Source organism: Parafilimonas sp., from assembly GCF_051953455.1.
Classification (GTDB): Bacteria; Bacteroidota; Bacteroidia; order Chitinophagales; family Chitinophagaceae; genus Parafilimonas.
The window spans coordinates 137,769-156,765 of sequence record NZ_JBQCIT010000031.1 but is presented as its reverse complement, the minus strand read 5'-3'; the positions used below and the strand labels follow the sequence as shown (position 1 = coordinate 156,765).

Annotated in this window: 15 protein-coding genes; 6 read left to right on the top strand and 9 right to left on the bottom strand. The window is 38.1% G+C overall.

Annotation, left to right across the window (positions count from 1 at the left end):
* Positions 1-9: 9 nt before the first annotated feature.
* From ACTHN6_RS12380 to cydB, 4 genes are all read left to right on the top strand, one after another.
* Positions 10-558 carry a GNAT family N-acetyltransferase gene (locus ACTHN6_RS12380; RefSeq protein WP_440436077.1) on the top strand — a complete coding sequence of 183 codons (549 nt, stop codon included), beginning with the start codon at positions 10-12 and terminating at the stop codon, positions 556-558.
* Between the two features lie 103 nt (positions 559-661).
* The gene (locus tag ACTHN6_RS12375) at positions 662-1,996 is read left to right on the top strand and encodes a glycoside hydrolase (RefSeq protein ID WP_440436076.1); all 1,335 of its coding nucleotides are present in this window, start codon (positions 662-664) and stop codon (positions 1,994-1,996) included.
* A 334-nt stretch (positions 1,997-2,330) separates the two neighbouring features.
* On the top strand, positions 2,331-3,725 hold the full coding sequence (locus ACTHN6_RS12370; protein WP_440436075.1) for a cytochrome ubiquinol oxidase subunit I: 1,395 nt from the start codon (positions 2,331-2,333) through the stop codon (positions 3,723-3,725).
* Position 3,726: 1 nt separating this feature from the next.
* A complete protein-coding gene (cydB, locus tag ACTHN6_RS12365; protein ID WP_440436074.1) occupies positions 3,727-4,755 on the top strand; it encodes a cytochrome d ubiquinol oxidase subunit II in 1,029 nt (342 codons plus the stop codon).
* 27 nt (positions 4,756-4,782) lie between these two features.
* Here cydB and ACTHN6_RS12360 read toward each other — a convergent pair whose 3' ends face one another.
* The 6 genes from ACTHN6_RS12360 to uvrB form a co-directional block, all read right to left on the bottom strand.
* Positions 4,783-5,481 (bottom strand): LolA family protein, encoded by a 699-nt coding sequence (locus tag ACTHN6_RS12360; protein ID WP_440436073.1) that lies wholly within the window; start codon positions 5,479-5,481, stop codon positions 4,783-4,785.
* Positions 5,482-5,507: 26 nt separating this feature from the next.
* The gene (locus ACTHN6_RS12355; protein WP_440436072.1) at positions 5,508-6,380 is read right to left on the bottom strand and encodes an ABC transporter permease; all 873 of its coding nucleotides are present in this window, start codon (positions 6,378-6,380) and stop codon (positions 5,508-5,510) included.
* On the bottom strand, positions 6,358-7,293 hold the full coding sequence (locus ACTHN6_RS12350; protein WP_440436071.1) for an ABC transporter ATP-binding protein: 936 nt from the start codon (positions 7,291-7,293) through the stop codon (positions 6,358-6,360). The genes ACTHN6_RS12355 and ACTHN6_RS12350 overlap by 23 nt, the downstream gene beginning before the upstream one ends.
* Before the next feature lie 227 nt (positions 7,294-7,520).
* Complete coding sequence (locus tag ACTHN6_RS12345; protein WP_440436070.1) at positions 7,521-7,868, bottom strand: MmcQ/YjbR family DNA-binding protein; 348 nt, start codon at positions 7,866-7,868, stop codon at positions 7,521-7,523.
* A gap of 8 nt (positions 7,869-7,876) precedes the next feature.
* Positions 7,877-9,559, bottom strand: a complete 1,683-nt coding sequence (locus tag ACTHN6_RS12340; RefSeq protein ID WP_440436069.1) for an N-acyl-D-amino-acid deacylase family protein — start codon at positions 9,557-9,559, stop codon at positions 7,877-7,879.
* Between the two features lie 49 nt (positions 9,560-9,608).
* Entirely contained in the window at positions 9,609-11,648 is a 2,040-nt protein-coding gene (gene uvrB, locus ACTHN6_RS12335; protein ID WP_440436068.1) for an excinuclease ABC subunit UvrB, read from the bottom strand.
* A 247-nt stretch (positions 11,649-11,895) separates the two neighbouring features.
* Between uvrB and ACTHN6_RS12330 the strand changes: the two genes are divergently transcribed.
* Positions 11,896-12,081, top strand: coding sequence for a hypothetical protein (locus tag ACTHN6_RS12330; RefSeq protein WP_143075735.1), 186 nt, complete (start codon positions 11,896-11,898; stop codon positions 12,079-12,081).
* 288 nt (positions 12,082-12,369) lie between these two features.
* Positions 12,370-12,552 (top strand): hypothetical protein, encoded by a 183-nt coding sequence (locus ACTHN6_RS12325; protein WP_440436067.1) that lies wholly within the window; start codon positions 12,370-12,372, stop codon positions 12,550-12,552.
* A gap of 223 nt (positions 12,553-12,775) precedes the next feature.
* Here ACTHN6_RS12325 and ACTHN6_RS12320 read toward each other — a convergent pair whose 3' ends face one another.
* The 3 genes from ACTHN6_RS12320 to ACTHN6_RS12310 all read right to left on the bottom strand — a co-directional run bounded on the left by ACTHN6_RS12320 (position 12,776) and on the right by ACTHN6_RS12310 (position 18,908).
* Positions 12,776-15,295, bottom strand: coding sequence for an FtsX-like permease family protein (locus tag ACTHN6_RS12320; RefSeq protein WP_440436066.1), 2,520 nt, complete (start codon positions 15,293-15,295; stop codon positions 12,776-12,778).
* Positions 15,296-15,347: 52 nt separating this feature from the next.
* Positions 15,348-17,774, bottom strand: coding sequence for an FtsX-like permease family protein (locus ACTHN6_RS12315; RefSeq protein ID WP_440436065.1), 2,427 nt, complete (start codon positions 17,772-17,774; stop codon positions 15,348-15,350).
* Positions 17,775-17,963: 189 nt separating this feature from the next.
* Positions 17,964-18,908, bottom strand: a complete 945-nt coding sequence (locus ACTHN6_RS12310) for an energy transducer TonB (RefSeq protein ID WP_440436064.1) — start codon at positions 18,906-18,908, stop codon at positions 17,964-17,966.
* Between the last annotated feature and the right edge of the window lie 89 nt (positions 18,909-18,997).

Here is an 18,997-nt window from a genome sequence, read left to right as displayed (position 1 = left end):
AATTAACTAATGATACAGCAGGAAACTGAATTTAGATTGATGTCAATAGACGATGTAGAATTGCTGCACAAAATCTGTTGTGATGCATATACTCAAAATTTTTATAACCACTGGGAGCCGGGTGGTTTAGAAAATTATCTCAACAATTCGTTTGGACAGGATGTGTTAGCAGCAGAGTTAAACAACAATAGAATTCAATATTATGTTGCTTTTATTAATAATAACCCGGTTGCGTTTATGAAAATCAATTTATCGCCTGATATCGATGGCCAAAATAATAGCCAGGATATTGAGCTTGAAAAGATTTATGTTCTGCCACTGTTTAAGGGAATGAACATTGGTAAGAAGCTACTTAACATAGCTTTTAATATTGCAGAAAAGAATTGTAAAAAAATATTTTGGCTCTCGGTTATTGACACAAACGAAGAAGCAATTGCTTTTTATAAAAAAAGAGGCTTCCGGTTTTATGATAAAACCATAATAGATTATCCACACTTTAAAGAAGAACTTAAAGGAATGTGGAGGATGTATTTAAGGCTAAATGCTAATGATATTTAGAATGAAATTTTGCTTAATTCGCTTTTACTGTTCTGTTTAAATCTTACCAGGTAAGGCAAATAGCTTACCCTTAGCCAATGTTACTAACCAAACTTAAAATTGTATGAACATTCATCAAAACGTAAAAAGTGCTTTTGTTATTTACCTGATGATGTTTATTTCATTGCTTTTGGCAGCAGGTGTAATTATATACCTTTCCCATTCTGTAACTACTGAACAGGCATTGCTCTCCGATAAAAATATTATAACGCTTAATGGTCCGTGGAAATTTGCAATTGGTGATAATATACAATATGCCCAGTGCAACTATGATGATTTGGGGTGGGAAACCATAGATCTTACAGCACCGCCCGGCGCACATGATGGAGATGTGGGACTTTCAGGCTACATACCTGGCTGGTCTGCCACAGGGCATCCAAACTATGCAGGTTATGCCTGGTACCGGCTGAAAGTTCGATTAGATAATTTGCCGGCCAGCAATAATTTAGCTTTAGCAGCGCCGCCTGCTGTAGATGATGCTTATCAACTATTTATTAATGGGTCACTTGTAGGTAGTTCTGGTAATTTCTTTGGTAAAGTTCCAACGGTTTACAGTATTCAGCCACGTATGTTTGTGTTGCCTGAAAGTGTAAAAAAGGAAAAAATTATTACAATTGCTTTCAGGGTATGGATGAGTTCAGGCCATCAGGCGCCCGATGTAGGCGGAATACACATTGCTCCGGCTCTTGGCGAGAAAACCTACGTTGAAAAAAAATACAGGTTTCAATGGAATCAAACTATAAAAGGCTATATAGTAGAAGTGGTTTTACCAATCATGTTTGTTTTGTTGGCAATAACCATGTTTTTACTAAACAATAGCAGAAAACAAAAACAAACATGTAAATGGTTTATTGTGGCTTTGATTTTATTAGGATTGATACGGCTTAACCAGGCTGTTTACTTCTGGTTTCAAATAGAGAGCGGATATCAATCCACTATTTTGGGTTCAGTTATCCTCAGGCCTTTACTGCTTGGCAGTTGGCTAATGGCGTGGCGGGAATGGTTTGAGCTGCGTCAACCAAAGCGGATGCCTGAAATTATTGCAATACTTACTGTAACGTACATGGCATTTCAACTCTTTGAACTTTTACCGGTTTCCAAAACTTTATTCCAAACGCATCTTGCAATTACAGATTATATAAGACCGTTGTTTTTAATATTGCTGGTATTTATTACTTATCAGGGAATGCGTAAAAAGGGTATTAAAGATTTATTGGTTTTAATAGCAATAATATTGGTTGCAATAGGTTTGTTTCCGAAAGAAGTATCTGCATTACATATTATACCAGGCATTTGGTTTCCATACGGGGTAGGCGTATCGCGTGGTCAATTTTTTTATGCTGCTTTTGTTTTTGTGATGTATGGAATATTAATCCAAAAAACAAAAGAGCTAAATTAGAATAGACAACTGTTATTCTTATGTATAAATGATGATTGCAAATCATATATGTTCTGATAATTATTGCGATCATCCATTCTCTAAATGTAAAACTCCTAAAAAAATTTTGCATAGGTGTCCAACAATTTAATTAACGGCGGTGAAATCAATTAATTGTTCGCTTATGATATCTTAAGAATCCGTAAGTTCTGTCCCATTTTATTTTCGGAAAAACTATCAATTAAGATAGCCGGCCATAATAGTACGTAAGCTTACAATTAATACGTATTAGTGAGCAGTAGTTAATACTTTTGCATCACCTTAGTGCATTCTAATCTAAAGCTTATTACACATCATGAGCACCGAAATTCTTGCACGCATACAATTCGCTTTCACCATTTCATTTCATTATATCTATCCGCCGCTTAGCATTGGTTTGGGATTAATACTGGTGATAATGGAAGGGCTTTATGTGAAAACAAAGCGCCAGGAATATAAAGACATGACGCGTTTCTGGATAAAGATATTCGCGCTCATATTCGGGCTGGGTGTTGCAACCGGTATCATTATGGAATTTGAGTTTGGTACCAACTGGGCAACCTATTCCAAATATGTGGGCGATGTTTTTGGAAGCGCCCTGGCAGCGGAAGGCATTTTTGCTTTTGCCATTGAAAGTGGTTTTTTGGGCATATTGATTTTTGGCTGGAACCGGGTTAGTTCAACTGTGCATTTTATTTCAACCATTATGGTTTTTTTGGGTTCATTGTTCAGCGCTGTATGGATTGTGGTAGCCAACAGCTGGCAGCAAACACCGGCAGGTTTTCACATTGTAGGTGAGGGGTTGAATGCACGCGCAGAGATTACCGATTTCTGGGCTATGGTGTTTAATCCTTCCAGCGTTGAAAGATTAACGCACGTATGGTTTGGTGCATTTCTAGCCGGCGCATTCCTCGTACTGAGTGTAAATGCTTATTATATTTTAAAACAAAAGCATCTTGCCATAGCAAAGCCTGCGTTTAAAATTGCGTTGGCTGTGGCAGCTTTTTTTTCAATAGCGCAATTAATTGCAGGCAGCATTAGTGCCGACGGTGTTGCCAAAAACCAGCCCGCAAAACTGGCTGCTATGGAAGGGCATTTTGATAGCAGTGCCGTGGCGCCCATGTATTTATTTGGATGGGTTAATAAAGAAAAGCAAACAACTTCCGGCATAAGTATTCCCGGTGGATTAAGTTTTTTGGTGCATAGAGATTTTTCCAAACCGGTTACCGGCCTTAATGCCATCAAGCCGGCGGAACGGCCAACCCAGGTAAATGCCATATTCCAGTTTTACCATATCATGATCATAATCGGTATGACATCTATTTTTCTTACCGTATATGCCTGCTGGCAGTGGAAGAAAGGAAAGCTGTTTGATAAACGCTGGCTGATGACAGTTTTTGCCTGGAGTGTTTTACTGCCGCAAATTGCCAACCAGGTTGGCTGGTTTACAGCCGAAATGGGCCGGCAGCCCTGGGTAGTATATGGCTTATTAAAAACTTCGGATGCTTTATCGGCAGCAGTAAAGGCAAATGAAATATTGATATCACTCATTATGTTTACGGTGGTATATGCAACCTTATTTGTATTGTTTTTATACCTGCTGAACAGGAAGATAAAAAAGGGTCCCGAACCGCATGAAACAGAAGGAGAGGAGGAAGATGATCATTTTGGCATTCGTGAAAATCCAATGGTAACCGCAACAAACCAATAACATGTTTTTAGGCATTGATTATAACAGCTGGTGGTTTCTTGTTTTTGGCGCAATTATTACAGGATATGCTATCCTGGATGGCTTTGACCTGGGTGCCGGTGCATTGCATCTTTTTCTTAAAAAGGAAACGAGCCGGCGCATTGCCATGAATGCCATAGGCCCGGTTTGGGATGGCAATGAAGTATGGCTGGTAATTGGCGGCGGCGCTTTATTTGCCGGTTTCCCGGTTGCCTACGCGGCCGTATTTTCTGCTTTTTATTTGCCGGCATTTATATTTTTAATAGGATTGATTTGGCGGGCTGTAGCTATTGAATTCAGAAGTAAAGAACCTGGTTTAAAATGGCGGTTTACCTGGGATTTTATTTATTCTTTTGCCTGTATTGTGGTAACACTTTCACTGGGATTAATGCTGGGCAATGTCGCTTTTGGACTGCCTCTGAACGAAAGGCAGGAGTTCACCGGCAGCATGCTTACCTTCTTTAACCCTTTTTCTATACTGGTTGCTGTAACCACGCTTGGTTTATTTATGATGCATGGGGCTATTTTTCTAGCTATGAAAACAGAGAACCGCCTGTACACCAAGCTTACCATACTGGCTAAAAACTTTGCAATATTTTTTATCATCGCCTTTGCATTAACTACGCTTTACACACTATTATATGTACCGCACATGAGCGACAGGATAAGAAGTAACCCGGCTTATTTTATTTTTCCGCTGATTATGTTTTTAGCTATTGCCAATATTCCGCGGCAATTAAAGAAAGCAAAATACCGGTATGCATTCATCAGCTCATCGGTAACCATTGCCTGTTTATTAATTGCTGTGGCCATAGAAGTTTTTCCCAACCTGTTATATGCGAGCAATAATCCCGCTTACAGTATTACCATTAACAATGCCGCCTCATCACCCAAAACAATGGGCATACTGTTACTGATAGCTTTAATAGGAACACCGCTGGTACTTATTTACACCGGCTTTGTTTTCTGGACTTTTAAAGGAAAAGTAAAACTTGATGAAACGAGTTATTGATAGTGCAGCTGCTTGCAGAACTCCAGTTTATTGCAAAAACACGGCATCGTTAATACCTTTATTAATTATGTAGGAAGCATACGATATTTCAATACTTCCTTTTTTGTTTTTTAGTTTTTCTTTTTCGGACGATGGATTTTCATTGAAATTAAGCGTTACTCCTTTTGGCAGTTTATATTCTTTGGTATTGAAACTGAAATCAATCTTATCAGGCAGCGAATAATCTGCATATTTTCCATACTTCATTGAAAGTTCGTAGGTACCGTTTTCACGCGTGGTGGTAATTGCTTTTACTATTAAAAGTTTTGCTTCATCAATATACAAGGTAGAAAGTACGATGTTGCTGTTATCATCACCGGGCAACAGCTTTACTACTTTTGTTTTTATTGAATTGATGATGGCTTCACCTGCATCTAACGCTGTAAAATTATCCGTGCCGATAATGGTGCCCATATTTACGCTAACACCGCCTTTAGGTAATATAGAGATGCCGCCTTTTTTGATAAGCCTGAAACGATTTGGTTTTTTAAAATAAACAATCACATTACTTACCGGTGCTTTTATAAAGGCAACATCCGTTTTTAATACACCTTTTGCTGTATAATCATTTACCTTATCAATCTTTGCTTTTACTTTATTTATAAGCGCTGTAGCATCCTGCGCAAAACCAAAAGAGCCATAGTGAACAGCCAATAACAGCAGCAATATCTTTAAACCTGATTTCATTTTTATTAATTATACATTTTATTTCGTCAACTGAGAATATCTTTTCGCTTCATTATAAAAACAGTGGCACTTAATAAGGCAACAATATAAACAGCCAATACAATTAACGCGTTTATTATAGTTGTTAAATCATTAATACTGCCTGCAATGGCTTCATTATTGGAAGTAACTTTTTCGTCAAAAAATTCTTTCCATATTACCATGCGTGTTGTAAATAAATACGGGTTAATGGTTTCAAATACAGGCAGGTTTAAGGTGCCCAATACTGTAAATAAAATAATAATGCTCATGGTTGTAATAATGGGGCCTATAGAATTTTCTGCAAAAGCAGAAAAGAAAAAGCCGAGCGCTGCTACCGTAAGCAGTGCTATATAGGCAAAACCAAAAGCACAGCAATAGCGCCAGAATACATCGTTTTGCTTTATTAAAACAATGTAATCGCTTCTCATTAAAAACAGATCGCCTGTGCCGAATATGAATATGCTTACGAATAATGCCAGTATGGCTACCCAAATTAATAGTAATAAAGTATAAACAGATGTTGCCAGAAATTTTGCCATGATAACCGAAGTGCGGCTATACGGTTTTGAAAACTGCAACCTTAATGTGCCGCTGTTGGCCTCGCCGGATATAACATCGGCGGCGATTAATGTAACCAGCAATGGCACATGTACCAGCAACAACTGTAAAATAATATAACCAACCATATAGCCATTCAGGAGCTTGCCTTCAATTTCAAAATTGCCAAGGCTTTGCAGCATAAAGTCGGCGTATTCCTGCCCGTCTACTTTAAAGCCAAACTGCAATAAAATAATTAATGCAGCAATAGCGCCAAAGGCAATGTAGGTTCTTGGCCGGTGAAAAATTTTATATAGCTCAATTTGTAAAAGCTGCCACATGTTGTTGTCCGCTTGTTATCTGTAAAAAGTAATCTTCCAGTGAGTGTCTCGGCTGTAATGAAATCAATTGTATGTTTTGCTGCACCAGCCACACATGAAAAGCCGGAATTTTATCACGGTGCATTTTTATTAAAATATGGTTGTTGCGGCGGGGTTGCAAAGCAGTTTGCCATACACTGTTTTCAATAAATGAGCGCGCCGATTCGTTATCCAGCGTTTGTAATTCAATTAAAGTTTGCGCAGGGTCGAATAAGTCGGCGGCAGCGCCTTCAACCAGTTTTTTCCCTTTATCAATAATTAATAATCTGGTGGCCACCTGTTCCATTTCGCTCAGCAGGTGAGAAGAAATCAAGAGGGTTTTATGCAATTCATGACTCAGGTGCAGAATTAAATTTCTTATATCGGCAATGCCCTGCGGATCAAGCCCGTTGGTAGGCTCATCTAATATGATTAACTGCGGATTATGTACCAGGGCAATGGCGATGCCCAGCCGTTGTTTCATGCCCTGGCTGTAAGTGTGTACTTTGTCGTTTGCCCTGTCTTTAAGCCCAACCCTGTCTAATTGCGTCATTAATTCTTTTTCTGCCGGATGGATGCCGCTCATACGGGCAAACAGTTTCAGGTTATTATATGCGGATAGATATTTATAAACATCTGGTTTTTCTATAACGGCGCCAACATTGCGTAATATTTTATTACGGTGATCCTTTAAATTCAGGCCAAACATGCGTATATCGCCGCAGGTTGGTTGTATTAACGTCAGCAGCATGCGGATAGTGGTAGATTTGCCGGCGCCATTCTGCCCGAGAAAACCATATACATCACCGGCATGTACGGTAAATGAAAGTGCATCAACCGCTTTCAGATTTTTATAGGCCTTGGAAAGATTGGTTACCTCTATTACCGGTTGCATTATTGTCAAAGATAGACTAAGGCTTTTTAAATACAGTACATCCTGAAGAAAGTAAAACCAATATAGATTACTGCCTATCTTTAAAATACTAGTAGAAGGTGCAGTATTTGGCTTCCGCACTACCTCTCCATGCCTTGCCTGTAATGAAAGTTATTTTGAAGATAAACTACTTACCTGGGATCCTGAAAAAATGATGCTGAGGTAAAGAATGATCACAGTTATAAAATTTATAAGCTATCTTTTATTTTTTTTGGTAACGATTGAACGATGAGGTTATAAGAATCGTCAATCATTTCTTTTATGAGTTTTGATGAAATGCTGCCATCAATTAAAATGGTGTTCCAATGTTTTTTATTCATGTGATAGCCGGGCTGGATGGCTTCATATTCTTCTCGCAATTCTATGGCTTTTTCCGGATTGCATTTGGCATTAAATTGTAAAGGATCGGCATCCAGCGCTACCAATAAAAATATTTTTTCCTTTACCCTGAATACCAGCGTTGTTTCGCCAAAAGGAAAATCTTCTGTTACAGCTTTTTTTGAAAGGCAATATTCACGGAGTGTTTCTATATCCATAAAAATATTTATTGTTTATATCCCGGGCCTTTAATAAACCTGCCAGGTGTTGCACCGGTATGCTCGTTGTTTTTCAAAACCTGTACGCCATTTACCCAAACATCTGTTATGCCGGTTGCATATTGATGTGGTTTTTCGTAGGAAGCATGATCTGTAACGGTTGCCGCATCAAACACAACTACATCTGCATAATTGCCTACTTTTAATTCGCCGCGTTTCTTCAGTTTTAAATTGGTGGCCGGCAGTTTTGCAAGCTGGTAAACCGCCTGTTGCAGGCTTAACACTTTTTCATCCCTTGCATATTTGCCCAATACCCTTACAAAATTTCCATACGCTCTTGGATGCGCGTTTGATTCAAGAAAAACTCCTTCGTTTGTATAAGAACCTTCATCACTTCCAAAACTCACCCAGGGCAAAGCCATTTGTTTTTTTACATTGTCTTCACTCATTAAAAAATAAGCAACACCAATTCTTGTACTGTCTTCAACAATTAAATCCATTGCTGTTTCTTCGGGCGTTTTGCCGCGCAAAGCAGCCACTTCAGCTAAGGTTTTGCCGGTATATTTTTTAAGAGAATCCTGTTTAAACCCAAGCAATAAAACATTATCTGCACTGCCTGCGCCATAATATAAGTTCTCCCAATCCTTTGCATCGGTATTCATGGCTTTCGCCATTTGTTTTCTTATGGCAGGATCATGCAGGCGTTGCCAAAGTTTTCCAAAACCGCCATCCTGCAGCGAAGGCGGAAATGCCGCCGTCATACCCGTTGCACCAGCGAGATAAGTGTACATATCAGCCGTTATCTTTAAGCCGGAAGCACGGGCTGTTTCAACCTGTTTTATAACGCTATCCATTTTAGGCCAGTTATTTTTACCGGCTGCTTTAAGATGATATATTTCTGCCGGAATATTTGCTTCCCTTGCAATGGTTATTAATTCATCCACTGCCTCATTCAGTTTATTGCCTTCGCTGCGCATGTGCGAGATATACATGCCACCATATTTTGATGCTTCTTTGCATAAAGCAATCAGTTCATTGGTGCTGGCAAAAAAATCAGGCGGATAAATTAAGGAAGACCCAACGCCCATAGCGCCTTCCTGCATGGCCTGAGCTACCAGCATGCGCATGCTGTCTAATTCAGCGGGCGTTGCAGCGCGGTTATCTTCGCCCACAACATAAGTTCTTACTGTTCCGGCGCCGATAAATGAAGCCACATTGCAACTGATACCTTTCTTTTCAAGGTAATTCAAATATTCGCCCAGTGTATTCCATTCAACTTTATATTTTATATCACTTTGGCCTTCCTGCATTTGTTTTTTCATGGTGGCATTTAAAGGGCCCATGCTGCTTCCTTCACCCATCACTTCCAGCGTTACGCCCTGCCGTATATCACTTTGTGAACGGCCATCCTGTATCAAAGATTCTGTTGCCCAGCTAAGCATATTAATAAAACCGGGAGCAATGGCCTTACCATTTGCATCGATTTCATTTTTTGCAGAAGCATTTTTTAAATCGCCGATGAAGGCAATGGTATCAGCATTTATAGCCACATCAGCCTGGTAAGGTTCGCCGCCGTTGCCATCGTAAATAAGCCCGTTGCGGATGATGGTATCGTAAGTTGTTTTATTATTACAGGCTGTTATAACCAAGCATAACAAGCCTATAAAAACTACAAGTTTTGATGCGTGCATATGTATTGTTGATGGAAAGTATATCTGCGAATATATTAATTGTTGAAGGCTATTTCATTGCTTCAAGTTCTTTTTGCATGCGGAACATTTCATCACGCAGTTTTGCTGCTTCTATAAAATCCAGGTCGCGGGCCGCTTTCTCCATATCTTTTTTAATTTTATTGATGGCTTTTTCCATTTGCGGAATGGTTTTATAAATCACCTGTTCTTCAGCAGCTGATGTTGTAACAATATCTTCATCGCCCTGTATGGCATAAGGATTTTTTGCATCGAAACCTTTTATATCAAGCACTGATGTTTGTGCAAATACATTTTCCTTTGTTTTCTTAATAGTACGCGGCGTAATATTATGCTCCGTATTATACGCCGCCTGTTTTTCACGCCTGCGATTGGTTTCATCAATTGTTTTCTGCATGCTTTCTGTCATGGTATCTGCATAGAAAATCACGAGCCCGTCAACATTGCGGGCAGCACGGCCGGCCGTTTGCGTGAGCGATCTTTCATTACGTAAGAAACCTTCTTTATCGGCATCAAGAATAGCGACCAACGAAACTTCCGGAAGGTCGAGGCCTTCACGCAAAAGGTTTACGCCTACCAATACATCAATTTCGCCCAGCCGCAACTGCCTTAATATTTCAACACGTTCCAATGTATCAACATCGCTGTGTATATATTTTGATTTGATGTTGATGCGCTGCAGGTATTTATCCATTTCTTCCGCCATACGCTTGGTTAGGGTGGTTACCAGCACGCGGTCACCCTTTTTTACACGCTTATCAATTTCATCCAGTAGATCATCTATCTGGTTTACCGATGGGCGGATTTCAATAGGCGGTTCCAATAAGCCCGTTGGCCTTACCACCTGTTCAACAACAACACCGCCGCATTTCTCTAATTCATATTCGCCCGGCGTGGCGCTTACATAAACAGTCTGGCCCGTTAAGTTTTCAAATTCGTGAAAATTCAACGGCCGGTTATCCAGTGCCGATGGCAGGCGGAAACCATATTCCACCAATATTAATTTGCGGCTTCTGTCGCCGCCATACATACCGGCAATCTGCGGTACGGTTTGATGGCTTTCATCAATAATGGTAAGAAAATCTTTTGGGAAATAATCCAGCAAACAGAAAGGCCTTGTACCGGGCTGCCTTCTATCAAAGAACCTTGAATAATTTTCTATGCCATTGCAAAAGCCAAGCTCTCTAATCATTTCCAGGTCATATTCAACCCTTTCTTTTAAACGCTGCGCTTCTATTAATTTACCAATGCTTTTAAAGTATTCGGTCTGCAAACGCATTTCATCCTGTATCTCGTATAAAATGGTTTGCATCATGTCTTTTGGGGCAAGGTATAAGTTAGCGGGAAAGATGGCCGCATTCTCCACCTTCATCATTCTTTTGTTGGTGTTTACATCAATCGTTTCTATCTCTTCAATTTCATCTCCAAAAAAAGTAATGCGATAACCATAATCAACATACGGCAGGTTAATGTCGATCGTATCGCCTTTAACGCGAAAGGTGCCGCGTTTAAATTCTACCTGTGTTCTATTATATAAACTGTTAACAAGTGAATGTAAAAAGCCCTGCCGCGAAATGGTTTGTCCCTTGGCTATGCGCACAATACCATTTTCAAAATCGGTAGGATTGCCGATACCATAAATACAACTCACGCTGGCTACAACAATTATATCCCTGCGGCCAGTGAGCAGTTCGCTTGTTGCCTGCAGGCGAAGTTTATCCAGCTCTTCGTTAATGCTTAAATCTTTTTCAATGTAAACATCACTAACAGGCATGTAAGCTTCAGGCTGATAATAATCATAATAGCTAACAAAATATCCAACTGCATTATCAGGAAAGAATTGTTTGAACTCTCCATATAATTGCGCCACCAGTGTTTTATTATGCGTTAATATCAGCGTTGGCCGCTGAACGTTCTGAATAACATTGGCCATAGTAAAGGTTTTACCGCTGCCTGTTACCCCTAATAATGTCTGATATTGCTCTCCGCTATTAATTCCTTCGGTTAACTGGCGTATCGCTTCAGGCTGATCACCGCCGGGTGTATAAGGTGCTGCTAATTTAAAAGGCATAAACGCTAAGTTATAAAACGTAAAAAGAAATTTTATTTCATATTATTTTAATTATATCATGATAAAATGAATCATGTATTATTCAGCATATTTCAATCACTTATATATTCATATTAGTGAAAAAATTTTTGTGTATTTCTGCCCTCATTCTTTTAAAGGCCGCTAAAAAAATACGTTCATGTAAAACTGGCAAAGTACTTGTATTTACATGCCCGCTAAACTTTAATAACTAAAAAACATTTTTACTATGAAGAAGTTCCTTTTTTCAGCAGCAATCGTAATGAGCGCAATGGGAATAGCAGTGGCAAGTTCAAATCATAATGCTACGCGCCCAATTGATAACAAAGTGTATATCTTAAATGATACTACACCCAGCGACACTACACCGAGTGATACAACACAACCTGTGGACTCCAGCTTTTTATTGAAATAAGCCCATACAGGTTTCGGTAATTTAATTAATCATTTAAAATTTTAATGTTAAACTATGAAAAAGTTTCTTTTTTCAGCAGCAGTGGTAATGAGTGCAATGGGCATAGCTGTAGCAAGTTCAAATCATGCCACGCTTCCTGTTGACAACAAGGTGTATATCGCAAATGATACTACTCCGACAGATACAGTTCCGAGTGACACAACACAGCCCACAGACTCCAGTTTCTTATTGAAATAGGGCTGAGTCCAATTATTAATTCCATTTATTAATCTTAAAAAATCTATTAATATGAAAAAGTTTCTTTTTTCAGCAGCCGTTGTAATGAGTGCAATGGGTATAGCAGTAGCAAGTTCTAATCATACTACGCTTCCTGTGGATAATAAGGTGTATATCGCAAACGATACAACGCCTACTGATACAGTTCCAAGCGACACTACACAGCCCACAGATTCCAGTTTCTTATTGAAATAAACAGAAACTACATCTCACATAAGGATTAAATTTTTGGTTTAATCGTGCACGCAAAGCTTTTATAATTTATTATAAGGGCTTTGCTCTTTTATGTACGTGAATGTTATTATTGAGGATGCGATATGTTTTGCTTTAGGTTTAATTCTTAAATATTCACTACGCCATGCTTTATTTAATGCTTAACTTCTGCGAATTGAATTTTTCAGTTGAATACTCAATTATACTATTCCGATCTTAATGATTGCACCGGGTTTGCCATTGCTGCCTTTATTGTTTGAAAGCCGAGAGTAAGCAATGCTATTGCAATCATTATAACGCCGCCTGATAAAAATGTCCACCAGCTTATATCTGTACGAAATGCAAAATTCTGCAGCCATTTATTCATACCAATCCAGGCGAGCGGAACCGCAATTACAAACGCAAACAATACAAGCAGAATAAAATCTTTTGAGATGAGTGAAACAATTTGCGATACCGATGCACCCAACACTTTTCTTACACCAATTTCTTTTGTGCGTTGGGTGGTTGTATAAATAACCAAACCCAGCAAACCAAGACAACTAATAAAAATGGCAAGTGCAGTTGACCATTTTAGCAGGCTGTCAATATTTTGTTCAGCCGCATAATATTTTGCAATGTCTTCATCAAAAAAACTATAATCAAAATCATCTTCAGGATAAACTTCTTTAAAAGCTTTTTCTATTTTGCTCATAGTAGTTTTCCATGCCGTGCCATCTTCATTTTGGGGCTGCAGTGCAATGCTGAAATTCCGCTCAACATTATTCCAGCTTCCTATTATCAATGGCTTCACAGGCTCGTGCAAAGATTTCTGAATAAAGTCTGATACAACACCTGATATTGGTATTTGCTTGTTCCGTTCCCATTCAATATATTTTCCTATTGCCTGTTCCGGTTTTTGAAAACCAAGAATATGTGCGTACGTTTCATTTATAAGAAATGATGTTACCGTATCTGTTGCAGCAATATTTTTTCCTGCCAATAATTTTAACTGGTACAATTTTATGTAATTGCTGTCTCCAAACTTTTGCTGTACATCCGTTTCAACTTCCTTTTTACCATCTTTATATTTCATAGTGCCACTCCATGTGCTGCCTGATGATGGCGGATTGGTACACAAGCTAACCATTTCAAGTCCGGGTATGGCTTTAAGCTTATCCATTAATACATTCTTGTGATTGCGAACAGTGTCATAATAATTGGTATTGAAATAAAGAATGGCTTCTTTTTTAAAACCCATGTCTTTGTTTAATGAGTAATGAATTTGTTTGCTTACAAGAATGGTTGCCATAATAAAGACCTGTGCAATTACAAACTGCGATATAGTTAATGATTTACGCAGCCATGCATTACGTGTTTTACCTGTATTTGCATATGCCTGGTTTTTTAAAACGAGTACAGGCTTGTATCCTGAAAGAACAAGAGCAGGGTAAAAACCGGAGAGTAGTGTTACCACAATCATTAATAATACAAGAAATAGAATAATGTTTGGCTGCTCTGTTAAATTGAAATGCAGACCTTCAGGAATAAATCCTGAAAAAGCTTTTAATAAAAGAGGTGTGAGTGCTGCTGATAATACAGTTGCAAGAAATGTAAGCAAAAAAGTTTCTGAAAGAAATTGAACAATGAGTTGCTTTTTCGAACTGCCCATTGTTTTACGAATGCCTATTTCTTTTGCTCGTTGTGAAGCATGTGCAGTGGTAAGATTAATAAAATTAATGCAGCCCAGTATGAGTAAAAATGCTGCTACAGCAAGCAAGCCATAGAGTGTTGATTTATTTCCGGTTGGTAAATCATAAGCGCCGTAATCAGCATTAAAATGTAGATCACTCAAAGGTTGCAGCGTGTGCCATGTTTTACTGTGGTCGTCTGGACTTTGTTTAGCATATTTTTTATAGAGCCGTGCAATTTGCTTTTCAATTTGTACAGCGCTTGTGCCGGGAGAAAGTTTTACAAACAATTGCTGAGCGCCGTTTGTATTATCCCAACTTCCCCAGTTTTCAGGCTTTAAAGAAGTCTTTTCCATTGTGGCATAAGCCATAAAAGTTTTAAAAGTAAAGTCGATATTCTCTTTTATATCTTTTACAACTCCTGTAATGGTTGCTCTTATCGAATCATTAAAAAATATTTCTTTTCCCACAACCTGCGTTGGGCTAAGGTTTGGAAAATAAAGTTTTGCATTTGATTCTGTCAGTACTGTTTGATATGGATTGAGTAAGGAAGTTTTTGGTGAGCCTGCAATCCATATATAAGAAATTAAATTGAAATAATTACTGTCTGCAAAAATTATGTTTTGCTGATGTTTAAAAACCTTCGGTTCTTTTTTATCAAGCGGCACACTAATTTTTGCATCACCATTCCATGTACGAAAAGGCACAACTGCATCAATTCCTGTAACTTCTTTGCGTACTGCCGGAATCATTGGAACCGTAACACCTGAATTATGATACACTTCACCAGAAAAACTAAAATTGGATACAACCCTGTAAATACGGTCATTATCTTTTTCAAATTTGTCGAACGAGAAATGATAATTTACCAAAAGATAAATTACCAGCGATGCACTGATGCCTATTGCAAGACCAAGCACATTGATGACACTAAACACTTTGTTTTTCCAAAGTGTTCTGATAGCGATGGTGAAATAATTTTTGAGCATTGAAGCCTCTCCTAAATCCTCTCCAAAGAGAGGGCTTTTTAGACGATGATAATTATAGTTGTTCAATATTTTGTAAGGCTCTCACAAAGCCTTACCTCCGGGAAGATTTGGATGGGTTTTATTCCGTTCTCAAACTCTTCACCGGGTTTGCTGTCGCCGCTTTTATGGCTTGCATGCCAACGGTTATCAATGCAATTAATGCCGCAATAATTGCAGCAATAATGAATACCCACCATTGAATGTTTATACGGTAAGCAAAATCCTGCAGCCAGTTATGCATGGCATACCAGGCAATAGGAAATGCAATAACAGCAGCAATTAAAACAAGCTTTAAAAAATCTTTTGATAATAAACCTACGATGGTTGTTGTGCTTGCACCTAACACTTTTCGTACACCAATTTCTTTTACACGCTGCGAAATGGCAAATGCAGAAAGTCCGAATAGCCCAAGACATGCAATGAAAATAGCAATGAATGCAAACGTAGTGAATATGGTTTCCTGTTTATGTTCAGCATCGTATAGCTTCGCAAAATTTTCATCGAAGAATGAATATTGATAGGGGAGTTGAGGTAGAAATTTTTGCCAGGTATCTTTTATTGTTTCTAAAGATGATGCAATATTTTTTCCCGAAATTTTTATAGAAATGGTATTATAAAAACCCTGGCTTGGCGGCGGCAAAACAAAAACCAAAGGCGTTATAGCCTCATGTAATGATTCAAAATGGAAATCTTTTACCACGCCAATTATATGACCGCTAAATTGACCATACTTAAAATCTTTGCCAACTGCCAGGTCGTTCGATTTCCATCCTATTGCTTTCACTGCTGCTTCGTTAATGATAAAATTGGATGTATCAGTTCCATAACTGCGTGAAAAATTTCTGCCCGCTGCCAATGGAATTCTATATGCCGGTATAAAATCGTAATCTGTTGCGAGGAAACGAATGTCGGCTTTTACCGGAACCATAGAATCATTGCCCGGTACCTGTGCGCCCATTCCATCCAGCAATCTTCCCGTTGGAATTCTGGACGAACGTCCTACAGCTTTAATATTTGAATTTTGTAATAAAGTATTTCTGAATGCTTCGTATTGATCATTCAATTGATTATTATAAGCCATCGTTATTAAATGATCTTTATCATAACCCAGCGATGCGTTTTGCATGTACCGCAATTGCTGAAACACAACAACGGTTGTTATAATCAGAATGATTGAAATGGCAAACTGCGTTACCACAAGCACCTTGCGAAAGCTAATGCTGGTACCACTAACCTTAAACAATCCTTTTAAGGTTTTTACAGGCTGGAAAGATGACATAAATAGTGCAGGGTATATTCCTGAAATAATACCCACCACAAATGGCGCTAAAAACAATGGAACTAAAATTTGCCATTTAAATAAAATACTTACAGAAAGATTTTGTGACGATATTTTATTCAGCCAGGGCAGAAGTAAGTATAATAATACAAATGCAATAATAATAGCAGACCATGTTAATAAAACGGATTCGCCTAAAAACTGTATTATCAATTCTTTTTTTCGTGCACCAACAACTTTTCTTATACCAATTTCTTTTGCACGCAATGCAGAACGTGCAGTAGAAAGATTCATATAATTAATACATGCTATCAACAATATAAATAAGGCAATGGCTGAAAAAATATATACGCGGTTTATATCCCCATTTGGCTCTGCTTCAAAATCTGTATGGGAGTATAAATGAATGTCCGTTAATTTCTGAAGGTCAAGCTTTGTAAATTTTGAAGGTTGATTCGGTCCATACTGACCAGCCATGTGCTTGTCAAGAAATGCAGGGAATCTTTTCTTCATACCTTCTATATTATAATTTTTAGGAAGCAGGATATAAGTAAAGAATGAATTATTACCCCAATTGGTTCGTAAATTCTCTTCCCCGATAACAGCAGAATCTTTCAGCGTATTAAATGACACTAATATATTAGGATGAATGTGCGCATTAGAAGGGAAGTCTTTATAAACACCGGTTACCTTCACATCAAACTGATCATTGGCACGAATAACTTTATTAACCGGATCTTCATTACCAAAATATTTTTTTGCTGTTTCTTCCGTAAGCATTACAGAAAAAGGATCGTTCAATGCGGTCTTCGGATTCCCTTTTAAAACGTCAACCGTAAATACATCAAATAAATTTTCATCAGCAAAATAAACATTGGGTTCATTTAATAATTTGTCTTTATAGCGAAGCGGCGTTGTACCATTGTTCAGCAAACGGGTCATCTTTTCTATTTCAGCAAAATCTGTTGGAAGATAATATCCAAATGGTGGTGCAACTGTACTAAGGTTAAGCATTTCTTTATGATTGCCATCATAAAAAGTACGTGTTACACGATAAATCCTGTCAGCATTTTTATTATACTTATCATAACTTAATTCATTTAAAATATAAGTAAGAATAAGCAGGCAGCAGGTTAAGCCGATAGTGAGGCCAAAGAGGTTGATGAAGGAAATAAATTTATACTTCATCAAATTGCGCCAGGCTGTTTTAAAATGATTGCGGAACATATCAGGTGTTTTAACGTATGCTATTTTCGTTCAACACCTATGCCGCCATGTAAACTGTTTGATTACAATAATTTAGAAACCAGCTTATTGTAAAAACTGTCCGAAAACGAACAATATTGTGCGCACACGTGCATTTAATGGATTTGATAACCGGACGCTGTTCATTTATTTACCTGGCTAACAGGCAGGCTACTGCTGCGAAAAGTATACTGCCTGCTGAAAAAGATATTTCACATGCCTGTTGTGCTGTATGGCGGGAATCCATTTGGGTGATTTTTTTACAGCGTCAACGGCTATTTTATCAAATGGCGGGTATAAAGGCGTATTCACTTCAACCGCTGTCATATTACCTTTTTCATCAATAGTGCCTTCAATTACAACTACTGCTTTATCAGCATTTTCAAACTTATATTGTGATGGAAAATAAACATTCTTAAGTAAAAACTTTTGCCAGGCCTTTTTTCCACCGGGAAATTCAGCAGGCTTATCCATGTTAGTTGTATCAAGCACCGGATTACCATCTTCATCAAAATATTGTTTATCAATAAGAGCGCCTTTATCATATAATTCTATTGCGCTTAATTTTCCATTCTTATGAAAATATTGCCATTTCCCGTTTTGCTTATAACCAGCGCTGTACCGGCCTGCCGCAGATGGATTCCCGTTATCGAACCAGGATATTTCAATGCCGCTGCCATCTGCATTAAAAGCAGATGAATCCATTAAATAACCATTGGAATGCCATGACATATTTATGCCTATTGCGTTTCCATCCAGATAGGTATTGGAATCTTTCATTATTTGGTTAGGATAATAGGTTAACCAAACACTGTCTTTCTTTCCGTTTTTATAAACGCCAATAGATTCCAGATTTTTGTTTGGATAATAATATTCAAAATGTCCCACAGGTATTTTGCAGGATGTATCTGTATAACTGCCTATCATTTGAAGGCTTCTTTCATGAATGAAATAATCTTTTCTTTCCCATACATCATCTTTCTTATTCAGTTCTGAATAAAATCTGGCTTCTGCAGATGAACAGGGATTCCACCTGAAATCATAATATCGTTCATAATGCTGGGCGCAAATAAGCAAAGGAATGCAGCAATAAAAAAGCAATAAAAGGGATTTCATAATTAAGGGTATATGTTTCCAATAAATTTATAGTGGAAATTTAAGGCAGAAAAATAGTATGGCCTTATTTCTATTTAAAATTTTTAAAG